We start from the raw sequence: 15,246 nt of genomic DNA on the forward strand, positions 1-15,246 counted from the left end.
AATAGTAAGTTTCCAAAAGTTCAAAATGAAAACCGAAGTTTTAAGCGACGTGCATGTTTTGTTCCTCAAAGCCTTCCGATTTCAGTCTATCAGCCTATGCTGTTTCAGTATTCAGCCCCTGGGTACCGTCACGGTTTAGAGCGGCCGCCTTTACAAAATACATAATAATCGTTATAGTACTGAAAAGTTACGGATTATTCTTATAAAGAAAGGAAAAGATATGGCATACGATTTTAATGCGGACGAAGTATTTATTATGGCCGAACAGCTCGAAAGAAACGGTGCAAAATTTTATCGCGATTCAGCCAAAGCGGTTGAAGATTCCGCCTCCCAAAAGTTTTTAAATGAACTGGCCGAAATGGAAGATGATCATGAAAAGACTTTCAAGGCGCTTCGTGCTGAAATCACGGAAAAAGAGAAAGAGTCTACGGTTTTTGATCCTGAAGGAGAAGCCGCCCTCTACTTAAGGTCTTTGGCTGATGCCCGTGTTTTTTTTGAAAAGGAAATGGATGTGTCATCCTTAAGGGGTATTTTAAAAGCGGCCATTACAGCCGAGAAAGATTCCATTGTCTTTTACCTGGGTATGAAAGAGGCGGTTGCGGCAAGTCTGGGTAAAGGGCGGATTGAAAATATCATCAAAGAGGAGATGGGACACATCAAATTCCTCAGCAACAAACTGATTTCCCTTAAAAAATAACTTGGGTATCCAGAAAGCCTTAGTAAGGTGGTTGGCCGCCATAATAATCCGCTTCTACGCGTGTGAAGCTCACGCATCAGTTCTTGCCATGGGTTGCGAGGGATTCCAGCCCGGATGAATCCAGCAAACGGATCTGGCGGCCGTTTACCGCTATGAGCCCCTGCTCAGACATTTTGGCAAAAATTCTTGAAAGGGTTTCAGGAATTGTTCCCAGCAGACTGGCCAGCTGACCTTTCGAAATATTGAGCTTTACGGACTGCCTGTTTTCCTGTTCCCCCGAAAGATAGATGAGATAAGACGCCAGACGGCCGGGCACTTCTTTGAGAGACAGGTTTTCTATTTGAACGGTGAACTGCCGGAGCCGCATGGACAGGACGGCAAGGATGTTCAATGCCAGCGAGGGGTTGCCGGCTATCAGTTCCACAAATGCGGGTCTGGGAAAAAACAGCAAATGGCTTTTGGCCAGGGCTTCCGCATAGGCCGGAAAGGTTTGCCCGGTAAAAACCGGAACTTCACCGATGGGTTCGCCGGGTCCGAAAATATGCAGAATCTGTTCTTTCCCTTCAGATGAAACCTTAAAGACTTTAACCTGGCCGGCGGCAATAATATAAAAACCGCTGCCTGTATCACCTTCCGAAAAGATGACTTCGCCTTTTTGATAGTTTTTATTCACGGCGATTTGACTCAAGTCCCTTCGCTGGTCTTCGGGAAGACCGCTAAAGAGCGGTACGCCGGATATGATTTCTTCATTTTTCTTCATTTTTTTTGAAAATTACATTCTTTTTTGACCTAAGTCAAGGTAAGGGAAATCCGTTTGGGGTAGTAAGGTTGTAATACTTGAAAAAAAGGTTACTTTTCAAATAACAGATTAACTTAATTAAAGGAGAAGAATATGTTTTGTTTTCAGTGTGAGCAGACAGCCAAAGGTGAAGGCTGTAAATCGATGGGTGTATGCGGCAAAAAACCGGATGTGGCGGCGTTGCAGGACTTGCTGCTGTATGCGGCTAAAGGGCTTTCACAGATTGCCGTTGAAGGTCGCAAAGTTGGTGTTTCGGATGAGGCGGTTGATATTTTCAGTTGTGAAGCCATATTTTCAACCCTGACAAACGTTGATTTTGATCCGGACAGATTCGTCGGGCTGATTCATCAATGTATCGATTTCAGGAATTCATTGAGCGTCAAAGTCAAAGCGGCCGGGGGAAAGGTCGATTTTGCAAAAGGCCCGGCGACCTTTCAGCCCGCCAAAACAGTTGCGGAACTGGTGATCCAAGGCGAAGCCGTGGGGATCAAGTCTGATCCGGAAGTCAATCCGGACATACTTTCACTAAAGGAGATGTTAACTTACGGTCTTAAGGGCCTATGCGCCTACGCAGATCATGCACGCATACTGGGCCAGAGCGATGACAAGGTATTCGCCTTTGTCCATGAAGGCATGGCCGCGACCCTGGACCCAAACCTCGGCGCCGATGAGCTTGTGGGGCTGGTTTTAAAATGCGGAGAGATTAATCTGCGGGCCATGGAATTGCTGGACGCCGGCAATACCGGCGCCTATGGGCATCCGGTGCCGACACGGGTGCCGCTGGGGGCCAAAAAAGGCAAAGCGATCCTGGTCTCAGGACACGATTTAATGGACCTTGAAAAGATCTTGAAGCAAAGCGAAGGCAAGGGGATATATGTCTATACCCATGGTGAAATGCTCCCCTGTCACGGGTATCCGGAACTGAAAAAATATGCGCATTTTTACGGGCACTACGGAACCGCCTGGCAGCGGCAGGGAAAAGAGTTTGCCGAATTTCCGGGCGCCATCCTCATGACGACCAACTGTATCCAGCGGCCGCATGACACCTATAAAAACAATATCTTCACCACCGGACTGGTAGGCTGGCCGGGGATCAGGCATATCGCCGACAAGGATTTTACCCCGGTGATTGAAAGGGCGCTGGAACTTCCCGGATTTGCCGAGGACACCGATCGCGGGGCCGTAACGGTCGGTTTCGGCCGCAATGCCGTCATGGGGGTTGCCGATAAAGTTATCGAAGCGGTCAAAAACAAGGCCATTCGGCATTTCTTCCTGGTGGGCGGCTGTGACGGGGCCAAACCCGGGCGCAGCTACTATACCGAGTTTGTGGAAAAAGTGCCGGCGGATTGCGTGATCCTGACCCTGGCCTGCGGCAAGTTCCGCTTCTTTGACAAGGATCTGGGGGATATCGGCGGCATACCGCGGCTGCTGGATGTGGGCCAGTGCAACGATGCCTTCTCCGCCATTAAAATCGCATCGGCCCTGGCAGAGGCCTTTGAGTGCGGCGTAAACGACCTGCCGCTGTCCATGGTGCTGTCATGGTACGAACAAAAGGCCTGCGCCATTCTCCTGACCCTGCTCTATCTCGGGATCAAGGATATCCGGCTGGGGCCCAGTCTACCGGCCTTTATTACCCCCAATGTGCTCAACGTGCTGGTGGAAAAGTTCAATATCATGCCGGTTTCTACGCCGGAAGAAGACCTGAAGGCGATTCTGGGATAATACATAGAGGGAAACCAACGACGGGCAAGGGGCTATTCCTTGCCCGTCAAACTCAGGGAGGTTTACCATGAAATGTCCGGGACAGGATAGTCGCTATTGGAAACCGGGGGCCATATTTGAGGCCAAATGTCCCAAATGCGAACGCGCCGTCGAGTTTTTTAAAGATGATACCACCCGCAAGTGCGACGGCTGCGGCCACCGGTTTGTGAACCCCCACATGGATTTCGGCTGTGCCGCCTATTGTCAGTATGCCGAACAATGCATCGGCACCCTGCCGCCGGAGCTGGCGGCGCAGCAGGAGAACCTATTAAAGGACCGGGTGGCCCAGGAAATGAAACGCTACTTCAAGAGCGATTTTAAACGGATCGGGCATGCGACCCGGGTAGCGCGCCACGCCGAAAGAATCGGAAAAAGTGAAGGCGGAAATCTGGCGGTCATCCTGGCGGCGGCCTATCTTCACGACATCGGCATCCATGAGGCCGAACGAAAATACAACAGCACTGCGGCGAAATACCAGGAGCAGGAGGGGCCTGCCATCGCCCGGGAGATCCTGGTCAAGCTGGGTGCCAAGGATAGACTGATCGATGCGGTCTGCGATATTGTCGGCCATCATCATCATCCGCGGCCCGACGACAATCTGGATTTCAAGTCTGTTTACGACTCGGACTTGATTGTCGATCTAAAAGAAAAACAGGAGGAAAGCCCGGCAGCGCGGGAAAGGCTGGCGGAAATCATTAATAAGTCATTTTTAACTAGAAGCGGGCAGGAAGAAGCCAGAAAAGTACTTCTGGAAGCATAAACCGGTGGGTTAACCCTAACATTCTTTAACGTATAAAAAAGGCGGTCCTATGAAAGTAATGCGAAAAATCATACAGATTGATGAGGAATTATGCGACGGTTGCGGACAGTGTGTACCGTCCTGTGCCGAAGGCGCCCTGGAAATTATAGACGGCAAGGCGCGGATCGTTGCGGACTTGTTCTGCGACGGCCTGGGGGCCTGCCTGGGGGAATGCCCCACCGGCGCACTTGAGGTGATCGAACGCGAGGCCGAAGATTTTGACGAGGCTGCAGTTGAAGAACGGTTGTCTGAATTGGCCAAAAAGCAGGATAAAAAGGCGCCGACCCATCCCCAGGGGGGCTGTCCCTCTACCAGATTGCAGACATTTCAGCCGATGGAATCCTGCGGGTGTCAGGATCACAACAAACCGGCTGCCGTTCATGCCGGCGATACGGCGTCGGCGCTGACCCACTGGCCGATCCAGATCCGGCTCATCCCCCCCACCGCACCCTTTCTCAAGGGCGCTGACCTGTTGGTGGTGGCGGATTGCGCTCCGGTGGCCTTTGCCCACCTTCACCGGGACTATTTAAAAGGAAAGACCGTCATGATGGGCTGTCCGAAATTTGATGACGCCCAGGCTTATATCGATAAATTTGCCGAGATTTTTAAAACGGCGGATATCAAGCGAATTACAACGTTGATCATGGAGGTGCCCTGCTGCGCCGGGCTCCCGGTGATCGTGAAAAAAGGCCTGGAACTGTCCGGCAAAAAGATCCCCCTTGAAGAGGTGGTGGTCAGCACCCGGGGCAAGATCCTGGACCGCATGTAGAAACCGTTTTAAAACCTGATTTTGGCCTGACAATTCCGCAGAATGCGGGGTCGTCAGGCTTTTTTTCAACTGCTCGAATATTTCCGGTCTTTTATAGCGGTTGTCAAAAAAACGTCCCGTTACCCCAATGTTTTTTCTACAACCGCTTATACCGCAATTCATTGTTTCGGAACTTTATTATGGAAAGCGGTATAGGCCCGCTCTAACTGTCGGTGAACGATCCTGCCTGTATCATTCCATGTCCAAACCCGAACAGATAATGTAGTTTGATATTCGGACACCGACAGTATGATATTGATAATTATTTGAAATTTTGATACTATCTTGCAGAAATAAAATTCTGCGACACCATGCAGAAGGGAGGGAACATTTTCCGTTCTCTCAGCAAGAATCTGCCATAAAGAGCAATTTCTGGTGTTGCACTGCCGGTTTGTTAAGTCGCATCGTGCGATGCATCGAGGTGAAGGGTGTTATATTCCGAACGCATGCGAGAGTTTCTTTTAGACCTGTCTAATACCAGCCGGTTTGACTTTCAGTTATGGTCCGCAGAGAAGGGACTGATATTTTCTTCTATTACTCAGTCGTCCGACAAAGACGCCGGCAACGAATTCGGTGCGTTTCATAAGAAAATCATTTGCTGCGACGGATTCCAGCAAGCCCGGTTTAAGAAAAACGGTGCTGTTTTCGGTATTCAACTGAGGAATGGAACCGATGTGATGGGTTCTTTGGTAACGGTTCTGCCAGAATTTTACGGCCGCCCGTCATTGAAAAATAAAGATTCCACGAAGCTGTCGAACATCACTGAAGTCCGGACGTTTCTCATCCATCTTGCCCAGATCGTTGGATCTCAACTGTCCAGCCAGACCGAAACCGAAAAAATGGCCGAAGAACTGGGCCGGAGTTTCGAGGACATGTATCTGTATTCCAAGATCGGGGTCCAAACCATGCCGTTGAATTTTTCGGGCAAAACACTCCGTACGCTGATTGAAGACCTCCTTGAAACGATGCGTGCGGACCTGGCTTTTGCCTGGTTTAGTGAGAATCCGGATTACAACGCCGCCATCGCATCAGGGCAGGTGTCAGATATAATTTCCGATCCGGCCGCTTTGGTAGAAGCTTTACTGAACCAAATACCCACTGCTGTGCGCGCTTCAAATGAAGAGTGTTTTATTGTCAACGATTCCGGAAATGATCCGTTATACCGGAAGCTGCACCCGCAACCCTTTCGCTTTCTTAGCGTCACCATAGAAACCAAAGATCATCTCTATGGCTGGATGGGGCTGCTTTCATTCAATATGAAAGAATTCTTCCGGCAAAGCGAATTAAAGCTTTTAAAGTCCCTGGCCTCCGCTTCGGCCGTAGCATTCGAAAACTCCCGGCTGTATTTTGAATCGCTGCAGATGGCAAAGAAGGAACGCTACGTGCGCAATATTTTTCAAAAATACGTTCCCGAAGCGGTGGCCCAAAAAATATTAGACCGGGGCGATCGCGACCTCATTACCCTGGGTGAAAAAAGGATGGTCACCCTTCTGAATGTGGACATGCGCGGATATTCACGCATGTCTAAAAAACTGCAGAGCGAAGATGTGGTATCGGTACTCAATTATTTTTTTATGACCATGGGCTCGGCGATTTTAAAGCACAACGGCATTCTGGATAAATTCCTGGGGGACGGGATTCTGGCGGTTTTCGGTGCGCCGGTTGAAAGTGAAAACACCTCCCTCGATGCGGCCCTGGCGGCACTGGAAATGCGGGAAGAAGTTGAAAAGGTGAATGCTTTTGCCCGGGAGAACTATGGCGTATCCTTGGCCATGGGCGTCAGCATCAATACGGGTGAGGCCATCGTCGGAAATATCGGTTTTGAAAAGAAAATGGAATATACAGTCATCGGCGGCGTAGTCAACGACACGTTCCGCATTCAGGATTTTACCCGGGAAAAGCCCAACTCAATCCTGGTCAGCAAGTCAACCCACACAAAAATAAAATCTGTTATTTCTACACGATCGCTGGGCGTGAAGACACTGGGCGCCAATGAAAGCCGGATGGAGGTTTTTGAGGTGGTGGGACGGCGTGAACCGCCGGCCGGCAAAGCTTGAAGCGGGATGTCTTTTCGCCCCAGGCACGCATTATAATGCCTAAAGTTTGAAATGCCTAAAATGCCTAAATGTCTGAAACATCTGGTTCTTTAACTTTAGGCAATTTAGGCATTTTAGTTCATTTTAGGCATTTTTATATCGCAGGGAAAAGCCGTTTTTCTCAGACCTGCCCCCCGGCTGTGTGAAGCGTTTTAAACCTATTGAGGTTGATAGCCCCCCTTCTGCCGCAAATCCTTTTCAGCCTCTTTTGCTTTCTCAATGGCTTCCTGGAACTGCGGGGCACTATCTTCCAAAACCTGGGGCGTGATTAATACGATCAGCTCGGATTTGTCAATGAGGTTGCCGGTCCGGCCGAAGAGCAAACGGATGCCGGGAATATCCCCCAGACAGGGAACGCCTGCCCATGTTTCGGTTTTAGTATCCTGAATAAGGCCGGCGATAAAAACCGTTTCTCCGTTTTTGGCCATCATCCAAGTGGTGACTTTGGTGGATTTGGTCACAGGGATTCCCTGTTCAATCGTGGCGGAAGTCAGTTCCGGCTGGACCTTGAGCAGTATGTTGTTATGGATGTCGACATACGGGGTGATGTCAAGGATGGTACCTGTATCGATGAACTGGATGGTCTCGGTGGAGATCCCCTGATTTACCGTGGTCACGACATAACCCTGCTGACCGCCGACCATGACCTTGGCCGACTTGCTGTGAATCGCCAGTATTTTGGGGGTTGAAAGGGTTTTGACGGTGGTCTTTTCCTGCAGCGCATCGATGGCGGCCGCAAATTGATGGGTGGTTCCGGCGCCGGTTATCATGTTGGCGAAGATACCATCTCCTATGAGCGGCACAGGGGAAACCGGTGCGGTGATGGGCAAGACCGCCCGGCTGAATCCGCCGGTTCCGATCCGAACATCTCCCAGCATTTTTTCCCAGTCGACCCCCAGGGACATGTCATCGGTTAATGTGATCTCTAATATCTTGGCCTCGATCAGCACCTGTTTTGGCCGGGCATCCCAGTATCGGATCAGCGTTTCTATTTTTTTTATGTTTTCCGGGGTGTCTTCAACGATAACCGTTTTGGTGGGTTCATGGATTTTGATCATGCGGATATTGGGGATGGCGGTCAATACCTCCTGGATCTTGTCCATATCGGCATATTCAATTTTAAATATCTCCATCTTTAGTCGTGATGCCAACGGTTCCGGTTCAACCTTGGGTTTAAATACAAAATAAACATCCCCCTGTTTATAATAGCTGAACCCGCCGGCCCGGCAAATCGAATCCAGGGCCTTGTCGAGGGGAACCCGGTAGAGGTGCACGGATACTTCTCCGGAGACGTCTTTCGCCATTACAATATTGAGCTGCTGTTGCACGGCCAGGGCTGAAAGGATTTCGCGGACATCTCTTTTGTAGAAATTCAGGATTAACAGATTTTCGCCGGCGGATGGATCAGGGGGCGACTGTTTCGGGTTGCTGGATTCCGGATCGGCCTGTGCGGGGACGCCCGGTGCGGCGGATTGGGCCATCAGCATTGCCGGAGAGGGAAACAGCAATAGTGTGAAAAATACAATCCACAGTAAGGTTGTCTTTAGCGCTAATCCGGATAAAACCTTTAAAACTTGCTTGTTGGCATTCATATCCCTATTTCTCCATACGAACGACGCCTGATTTTTAATTTAAAATTCCCCACAGCAGCCCAACTTGTCTTCGACCCGGAGGCTCATGACCGAAGGGCTCGTCGACAAGTCTTGCTGAGGGGTAACCTCATATTCCCTCTCCCTGGGGAGAGGGTCAGGGTGAGGGGTAATATAAAATCAGCTTTTGTACCCTGCAGCAACGCGGCTTGTCTTCGACCCTGAGGCTCATGACCGAGGGGCTCGTCGACATGTCTTGCCGCAGGGAGATTCATTTGGCCGCGCCGGATATAACCTGAAGCACCTTTCGGTGCTTTCCCGACTCTAAATACACAGCACTGGGGGTAATCCCGACCACCTGATAATCACCGACTTTTTCCCCCAGCCGCACAAATTTATCATTAATAATGGCCAGCGGTTCGTTGCCGCCGACGACGGTCCCTTTGAGCTCCACATTGAGAGGCGGCGCCGGCGGCGCAACGACCGGTGCTTTTTCCATCGGTTTCGAAAGGACTTGGGGTTTCGGTTGAACCACCGGCTTTGGTTTCGGGGGCATCCGCAGCGGAGCGAAAATATCCCTGATATCCATTCTCAAAGGTTCCGTCAAGGCCGGCCGGGATACCCGCGGCCGTTGCGATTGGGCTGTTTTGGCTGGATCAAGATCGAACTGTGTCTGGGGGGAAGGGGTGCCGGCAACTGTAGCAGGGGTGACCGGTTCAGTCCTTTTATGTATAAAGCGAAAATAGGCGACAACGGCCGCTACCAGCGCCAGCGCGATCACAAGGTAGAGCTTGATTTTCTCGCTATTCACGGTCGGTATCAACCTGAAGTGCTCCTTCCCACCCCATTAGCGGCGGAATCATTAAAAATGCCTAAAGTTTGAACTGCCTAAAATTAATAAAATATATGGTTCTTTCATTTTAGGCATTCCCGGGTCATCCCCTCAGATCGCCTTGGGACGTTCGAAAACAGTAGTCGTTAATTCAACCTGGCACTGATCCGAAATTTCCTCTCTGGTGATGGTTAAAGTTTCCATGACCATGATACGATTCATTCCTTCAAGATTACGGATCAAATGAAGACTGTTGACAAAGCTTCCCTTGAACAAGAGTTTAATGGGATTTCTAAGATATATTTTATCCTGGCTGACGGGTAAGGGTTCTATGCTGATCAGGGTGATTTCATGCCGCTTCATCAAGGCATCGATCTGTTGTAATAACAATCCGATCTTACCGGTCTCCGGAATCCGTTCGTTTAAATCACTCAGTTCTTTTTTGATATCTGTCAGGTTAACCTGAAGCGTCTCCAGGTTTGTTGCCGCCAGGTTGATTTCCTTCATCTTATTTAAAAGTACGTTTCTTTCAGTTTCAAAAAAACGCTTTTTATTTGTGACATGGCGCACGGCCACAAAGCCGCATACCAGCGAAACGATAACGACGGTGATAAGGCATGCCCGGTCCAACTGTTTAATGCTTATGGTTATCATGTATAGAATGCCTAAAATTGAAACTGCCTAAAATGCCTAAAATTTGGAATGCCTAAAATGCCTAAGCTACAATTTGTTGTGTCCGAAATATGAGTTTCTTTAATTTTAGGCAATTTAGACATTTTAAACAATTTATGAATTTTAACTATCACCCGCTGCGTTAACTCGCCCTCATATCAATTGCTTTTAAACCTTGGGGTGTCACAATCAATCTGAAACTGAATAACTTTTAACTTTGATTCCGAATCTCGGGGTGACTGAATATTCTGGGCTTCCCTGGCATATCTGAGCACCACGTTATGGAACAGCGGGGCCTCTGAGAGCCGGTTTAAAAAATTTCCGACATGGTCGTTAGACAGGGAATACCCGTAAAGTTGTAAGGCGGCGGCGACAGATTCATTTTCAGGGCTGCTGTGAATGGTCAGCCTTGTGAGCCAGGTCTGGGCATTGATAATATCCGACAATTTCAGGAGCACCTCTGAAAACGGCTGATTTGTGTTGAGCGTTCTCAGGAAAGCATCCTGCCGGCTCAACTGTTCAATTTCCTGCTGGGAAATCTTGATTTCGGCGATGGTTGCGCCCAACTGGATATGCATGTCCTCGAGGGTTGTCTTCGGACGGTTTTTCAGCAGCACCGCATGGAGTTGGTATTGATAAAATCCGAAAATCAGGCCCAGGGTAAGCACCAGAGAACCGGCCCATAAAAATAGGTGACGGGCGACATGTTTTTTGTAAAGCATTTCCGCTGGAATTAAATTGACTTCTCTTAAAGCCATGTCACTTTCCGCAATGCGAGTCCGAGAGCCAGAGAAAAGGATGCACCCCTGTCCGTATCCGGGAGCTGTCTACCGTCCGCCATGTTCAGTTTTAGTATCGGGTTTATCGATTCCGTCGGAATACCGAGGTGAGCTTCCAGGTACCGGTCCAGTGCCCCCACCGAATTTACCTGACCGTACAAAAAGATTTTTTCAAAGCGGATGCCCGATTGATTCGATCGGGCATAACCGAAAATCTGGTAAAGTTCATGAACCAGCACATCCACATACGGCGACAGAATCTGGAAAAGCGTCCGGTAAATTTCGATGCCGTCTCCCGACCTTCCATTTTTGCCGTTTCCCGAATCGACAGGTTGCTGAATGTGATCGTCATACCTGAGGCCATACATTGCAAGCATCTCGGCTGACTGATGGCTGTCACTGGGGAGTTCAAGGTTGGTCTCCAGTCGATTGAAAAGCCCCTGTATGCCCCAAGTCGTCGTTCGTCTCGCCAGGATGCTGTCTTTGGTAACGATGGCGATCAGGGTCTGGCGCTGCCCGATATTGCATAAAACAACCGGTTCATCGCCCAGGGGATATAGATAATGGTGCAGCCGCAGAAGGGATGACAGGTCAAAATCGATCGTTTCGGCCGAAAGGCCGGCCCGTTTCAGCAGCCGGACATGGCGATCAATCTGGTCGCGGTGGGCAGAGATAATATAGGCTTTAAACCTTTGCTTTTCCTCGGAGGGAACTTCGATCAGGCTGGAATAATCGATGATAGCATTTTCAAGAGAAAAAGAGAGATGCTTACGACACTCCCGGGCAATCGCCATGTCGATGGTTTCCCCGGCATCGATCCTGAAAGATATCGGAAAACAATTCAAATGTCTGGCGGGAAGATGGATGGCCGCCCGTTTGCCGCGAAACCGTTTGTTTTTAGCGGCTGCTTTTAAAGCGGAAATGAGGGTGACCTCCCATTCCGGACTGTCCGTCTGCTGTTCGTTCAATTTCCAATAAAATAAGTCGCGTACCGCCGGCCCCTGCCGGGTTTGTTGGAATTGGGCGGCATAGACATGCCGATCGTCGATGTCAATGCCGATGGGGTATGTTTCGTTATGTCCAAGCATGATGTTACTGTCCAAATTGATCTAAAACAGTTGAAATGTCAATTCCTTTGTATGTGTCTTTCACACCGAGTTCGGCAAACGGGCTTCCCTTTCTGCTCTATTATTGTTATTTTCTGGCCCAGGCCAAAGACTCATAAGAAATATTAAGCTTGTTGACCTCATCATCTTTGCCCAACTGATATCCATCGTCCAGCAGCAGTTGAATGTGGTTGGTTGTGTTCACTTTACTGCTAAAATACATGGATTCATCCGCATTTTTGTCGATGGAAGCGGTGCGGTGAATCATGAATCTACCTGCCGATACGGCTCGAACAATGACATATTCGGGCTTGAATCCCAAACCGGTCACATTGCGGTTGTCCTGACCGTCGCCCCCATGTCCGCCGAACTGCTGCTGGCCGGCGATGTTGGGCCAGCACACATAGTGGTAGATCACCCCGTTTTTGTTTACGCGATCATCGCTGCCCAACCGGAAGCCGTCAAACGGAACCGGCGTCGTCAGGCAGTTGCCCTGTCCCTGGCCGTTGCCAAAGTTAAACGAGAGGTCGGAATAATTGGACCGGTGCATGACCTCGTGATTCTCCTCAGACAGGACGATGATCAGCTCGGGCTGAAATCCGCCCAGCCCGCTGATGACCCGGCCGCCGGCGCCGTCACCCGTGTAGGTCCCCACTTTCATTTCTCCGGCAACGGCCCTGAATGCCGCCCAGTAATAAATTGTGCCGCCTTTGTTGACCCGCCAACCGTTTCCCACCGTAAAGCCTGTGGCATCCAGAGACTGTATCAAATTGCTCAAAATCCCAACGGATCCCACCATGGGTTTGGCGCTCTCGCCGCTCATGGTCGCAGTGCGGATGATCCCTTCTGTCCCGTAATCCGCCGCCTTGATAATGACCACATCCGGCTGAAAGCCTACGTTCGTGATGGGGCGGTTGTCCGTTCCATCGCCCATATAAGCCCCTGTGATCATTTGTTGCGGCCCCGATTTTATGTACATCACATAACTTTGGTGCACCACATTGTCGCCCACAACTCCCACGGTGGCTACAGCGGCAAAGGTGGTATTCGTGTGCACCCTGACCTTGTAGCCGTAACGGCCTCCGCCCAGATCATGCATGTAATAGACGGTCGGGTCGGCCAGCGAACCCGGGTCGTTGAGCAGCCGCCACAGGGCATGGTCGGCCGCGGCTTCGGCCAGATAATCGGCCTGCATGCCGCTCAGCCGGTTGGCCGTCGCCTTTGTCAGGGTGCCGGCCTTGAAGAGAAACGCCATGGCCAGGGTGGACATAATTGCCAGGAGTACGAGGATGGCGACGTAGGCGAGGCCGGATTGGGGGAAGTGCCTGGAAAAGAAATGCCTAAAATGCCTAAAATGAGCTAAATTGCCTACACGGAATGAAATGCCTAAATTGCCAAAAATGCCAAAAATGCCTAAAATTGCAGATCGTAGACAATTTGCCGTTTGCTTGAAAAATGTAAGTTCATTTGAGTTCATTTTTGGCATCTTTAGCATTACTCATTTCCCTTTTCAGCCATTTTGGATCGGGTCATTTTCTTCTTCCGATGGAAGTAAAAATAGCAAGCAATTCGCTGCATTCTTCATACAGGGGTTTCACCTTTTCCCATGCCATCCATCCGGCTTCAACGATGACTTCCAGCCAATACTGAGTTTCGCTGGCTTCACTTTCGCAAATTTTTATTTTGTTTTTAAAATCAGCCCGGCTCCTTGACCGGTTGGCCTCACGGTAGTTTGCGCCGATGGAGGTTCCGGATTTGGCAATCTGGGTTCGAATCACCGTGCACTCAGGCGTATTGTACAGTGTGGATGATAAACGGATTATTTGCACGGCAAATATGCGCGTGCGCTTCTCAAGGTCTTTGGCAAATTGCTTTCGCTCAACAATTTTAGGCATTTCAGGCATTTTAGGTCTTTCACACCATTTTAGTCATTTTTAATTTTAGGCACTTTAGGCATTTTCTTTACCTCACCCTCTTGCCGGTTTTCTGAAAGACGTTTCTGGGGCAGACATATTCTGTAAACGTAGCGCTTTCTCCGTTATCGCCAGTAAGAGATAGGGTAATGCGTATCCGTTCCGGGGCTTCGAAAAAGGCCTCGAAGTTGGTCACGTGATCCGACAAGACCACCTTGGGTGCAGAACCCAATATGCCTGTGACAGGGTCGGAATGTATTTCAGTAAGGGTTTTAGCAGCAGAATTATACAAATACACTGCGAAAAGAACCACCTCCTCGTTTTTAAGCCCGTCCTCATCATCATCACTATCCTCACCTACTCCTTCGTCCACCTGTCCATCACCATCATCATCTATACCCTTAATACCGTAGGCACCGTCCTGGTTCATATCTTTCGTCACGTTCTCGTCGATATTCCCGTCCAAATCATTGTCTAACCCATCAAACTTGTCTTCACCAGTGAGTCCATCTTCATCATCATCAGATTGTTGTCCTTCATCAAACAGCTCATCACCGTCTTCATCGACGCCCCGGATGCCGTAGCCGCCCGATGAAAAATAATCATGCGTATCTTCATCGATGCGTGGAAATAAAGGGTTCCCCCACGCCCCGAAGTAGAAGTCACCGTCGGTGTTGACCAAACGGGAAAATGCCAGGATGTCTCGCGAGGGTTTGCGGTTGTTGGGAACCGTAAGGAAGGTTGTTTTTTTAGCTCCAGCGGTCATGCGTTCAATGGCCAGCAGGCCTTCCTGATAAAGCCGGGAGCGGGCGATGCCGCTGCGGTGGGCATCCAGGCTGCTGGAAAGAAGGGGGGTGGCCACCGCGGCAATGATCAGCAAAATGGTGACGGTAATCAGCAACTCCATCAGGGTCAGGCCGTTTTCACCGCATTTCCTCATGTTATCTTCCCCACTCTGCCTTCGTTATCGACCCGGATGGTTGTCAGGGAATGATTGGGCCGCTGGGTGACGGACACCGTTATCCGGACCGCGGAGGGTTCCGGAATCGTGTTGCCGTCCAGATCCACCGGCACAACCGTCCAGGTGATGGTAAAACTCTGTCCGTTGACGGTGACCGTCTCGAAGCTGCTGCTGAGGGATCCGAAGTTGGTGCTCACAAGCTCTTCCATCTTGCTGCGCAGGCGGCTGTCCAGGAGCATGGATTCGGCCTGCGCGTCCAGGGCCTGGAATCCGGAAATATAGGGAGCTGAAATCCCCACAGCCACAATCGCCAGGAGAGCCACCGCGATCAGGGCTTCTATGAGGGTGAAGCCGGTGGGGGATTTTAGGAGGTTAACAAATGTATAAGTTCTTTTGGGAAACATGGTAAAAAATGCCTAAAGTTTGGAATGCCT

Annotated in this window: 15 protein-coding genes; 5 read left to right on the forward strand and 10 right to left on the reverse strand. The window is 50.0% G+C overall.

The window, feature by feature from the left end; genetic code table 11:
* The first annotated feature begins 220 nt into the window (after positions 1-220).
* The gene (locus P1P89_01565) at positions 221-697 is read left to right on the forward strand and encodes a ferritin family protein (protein ID MDF1590174.1); all 477 of its coding nucleotides are present in this window, start codon (positions 221-223) and stop codon (positions 695-697) included.
* 76 nt (positions 698-773) lie between these two features.
* Here the strand turns inward: P1P89_01565 and P1P89_01570 are convergent, their stop codons facing one another.
* On the reverse strand, positions 774-1,457 hold the full coding sequence (locus tag P1P89_01570; GenBank protein MDF1590175.1) for a Crp/Fnr family transcriptional regulator: 684 nt from the start codon (positions 1,455-1,457) through the stop codon (positions 774-776).
* Between the two features lie 132 nt (positions 1,458-1,589).
* Here P1P89_01570 and hcp point away from each other — a divergent pair, with 132 nt between their 5' ends.
* The 4 genes from hcp to P1P89_01590 all read left to right on the forward strand — a co-directional run bounded on the left by hcp (position 1,590) and on the right by P1P89_01590 (position 6,921).
* Complete coding sequence (gene hcp, locus P1P89_01575; protein MDF1590176.1) at positions 1,590-3,218, forward strand: hydroxylamine reductase; 1,629 nt, start codon at positions 1,590-1,592, stop codon at positions 3,216-3,218.
* Positions 3,219-3,285: 67 nt separating this feature from the next.
* Positions 3,286-4,017 carry an HD domain-containing protein gene (locus P1P89_01580; protein MDF1590177.1) on the forward strand — a complete coding sequence of 244 codons (732 nt, stop codon included), beginning with the start codon at positions 3,286-3,288 and terminating at the stop codon, positions 4,015-4,017.
* Between the two features lie 49 nt (positions 4,018-4,066).
* Positions 4,067-4,825, forward strand: coding sequence for a 4Fe-4S binding protein (locus P1P89_01585; GenBank protein MDF1590178.1), 759 nt, complete (start codon positions 4,067-4,069; stop codon positions 4,823-4,825).
* A gap of 485 nt (positions 4,826-5,310) precedes the next feature.
* Entirely contained in the window at positions 5,311-6,921 is a 1,611-nt protein-coding gene (locus P1P89_01590) for an adenylate/guanylate cyclase domain-containing protein (GenBank protein MDF1590179.1), read from the forward strand.
* A gap of 197 nt (positions 6,922-7,118) precedes the next feature.
* On the opposite strand, the gene P1P89_01595 is transcribed toward P1P89_01590, so the two are convergent.
* From P1P89_01595 to P1P89_01635, 9 genes are all read right to left on the reverse strand, one after another.
* Entirely contained in the window at positions 7,119-8,552 is a 1,434-nt protein-coding gene (locus tag P1P89_01595; GenBank protein MDF1590180.1) for a hypothetical protein, read from the reverse strand.
* Positions 8,553-8,820: 268 nt separating this feature from the next.
* Positions 8,821-9,360, reverse strand: a complete 540-nt coding sequence (locus P1P89_01600) for a hypothetical protein (protein ID MDF1590181.1) — start codon at positions 9,358-9,360, stop codon at positions 8,821-8,823.
* Between the two features lie 132 nt (positions 9,361-9,492).
* A complete protein-coding gene (gene pilO / locus P1P89_01605) occupies positions 9,493-10,035 on the reverse strand; it encodes a type 4a pilus biogenesis protein PilO (protein ID MDF1590182.1) in 543 nt (180 codons plus the stop codon).
* A gap of 176 nt (positions 10,036-10,211) precedes the next feature.
* Positions 10,212-10,811: a PilN domain-containing protein gene (locus P1P89_01610; protein ID MDF1590183.1), complete on the reverse strand. Its 600-nt coding sequence runs from the start codon at positions 10,809-10,811 to the stop codon at positions 10,212-10,214.
* The gene (gene pilM / locus P1P89_01615) at positions 10,802-11,920 is read right to left on the reverse strand and encodes a pilus assembly protein PilM (GenBank protein MDF1590184.1); all 1,119 of its coding nucleotides are present in this window, start codon (positions 11,918-11,920) and stop codon (positions 10,802-10,804) included. The genes P1P89_01610 and pilM overlap by 10 nt, the downstream gene beginning before the upstream one ends.
* A gap of 106 nt (positions 11,921-12,026) precedes the next feature.
* Complete coding sequence (locus P1P89_01620; GenBank protein ID MDF1590185.1) at positions 12,027-13,208, reverse strand: hypothetical protein; 1,182 nt, start codon at positions 13,206-13,208, stop codon at positions 12,027-12,029.
* Positions 13,209-13,467: 259 nt separating this feature from the next.
* Positions 13,468-13,833 carry a four helix bundle protein gene (locus tag P1P89_01625; GenBank protein MDF1590186.1) on the reverse strand — a complete coding sequence of 122 codons (366 nt, stop codon included), beginning with the start codon at positions 13,831-13,833 and terminating at the stop codon, positions 13,468-13,470.
* A 67-nt stretch (positions 13,834-13,900) separates the two neighbouring features.
* Positions 13,901-14,791, reverse strand: coding sequence for a type II secretion system protein (locus tag P1P89_01630; protein ID MDF1590187.1), 891 nt, complete (start codon positions 14,789-14,791; stop codon positions 13,901-13,903).
* Positions 14,788-15,216 (reverse strand): prepilin-type N-terminal cleavage/methylation domain-containing protein, encoded by a 429-nt coding sequence (locus tag P1P89_01635; protein ID MDF1590188.1) that lies wholly within the window; start codon positions 15,214-15,216, stop codon positions 14,788-14,790. The genes P1P89_01630 and P1P89_01635 overlap by 4 nt, the downstream gene beginning before the upstream one ends.
* Between the last annotated feature and the right edge of the window lie 30 nt (positions 15,217-15,246).

It is taken from the genome of Desulfobacterales bacterium, from assembly GCA_029211065.1.
In the GTDB taxonomy this organism is placed as follows: domain Bacteria; phylum Desulfobacterota; class Desulfobacteria; order Desulfobacterales; family JARGFK01; genus JARGFK01.

Bases quoted from the DNA above. Each gene is read 5' to 3' on its own strand.
- P1P89_01565 (MDF1590174.1), top strand. From the start codon at position 221: ATGGCATACGATTTTAATGCGGACGAAGTATTTATTATGGCCGAACAG.
- P1P89_01570 (MDF1590175.1), bottom strand. From the start codon at position 1,457: ATGAAGAAAAATGAAGAAATCATATCCGGCGTACCGCTCTTTAGCGGT.
- hcp (MDF1590176.1), top strand. From the start codon at position 1,590: ATGTTTTGTTTTCAGTGTGAGCAGACAGCCAAAGGTGAAGGCTGTAAA.
- P1P89_01580 (MDF1590177.1), top strand. From the start codon at position 3,286: ATGAAATGTCCGGGACAGGATAGTCGCTATTGGAAACCGGGGGCCATA.
- P1P89_01585 (MDF1590178.1), top strand. From the start codon at position 4,067: ATGAAAGTAATGCGAAAAATCATACAGATTGATGAGGAATTATGCGAC.
- P1P89_01590 (MDF1590179.1), top strand. From the start codon at position 5,311: ATGCGAGAGTTTCTTTTAGACCTGTCTAATACCAGCCGGTTTGACTTT.
- P1P89_01595 (MDF1590180.1), bottom strand. From the start codon at position 8,552: ATGAATGCCAACAAGCAAGTTTTAAAGGTTTTATCCGGATTAGCGCTA.
- pilO (MDF1590182.1), bottom strand. From the start codon at position 10,035: ATGATAACCATAAGCATTAAACAGTTGGACCGGGCATGCCTTATCACC.
- P1P89_01610 (MDF1590183.1), bottom strand. From the start codon at position 10,811: ATGGCTTTAAGAGAAGTCAATTTAATTCCAGCGGAAATGCTTTACAAA.
- pilM (MDF1590184.1), bottom strand. From the start codon at position 11,920: ATGCTTGGACATAACGAAACATACCCCATCGGCATTGACATCGACGAT.
- P1P89_01620 (MDF1590185.1), bottom strand. From the start codon at position 13,208: ATGTCCACCCTGGCCATGGCGTTTCTCTTCAAGGCCGGCACCCTGACA.
- P1P89_01625 (MDF1590186.1), bottom strand. From the start codon at position 13,833: ATGCCTAAAATTGTTGAGCGAAAGCAATTTGCCAAAGACCTTGAGAAG.
- P1P89_01630 (MDF1590187.1), bottom strand. From the start codon at position 14,791: ATGAGGAAATGCGGTGAAAACGGCCTGACCCTGATGGAGTTGCTGATT.
- P1P89_01635 (MDF1590188.1), bottom strand. From the start codon at position 15,216: ATGTTTCCCAAAAGAACTTATACATTTGTTAACCTCCTAAAATCCCCC.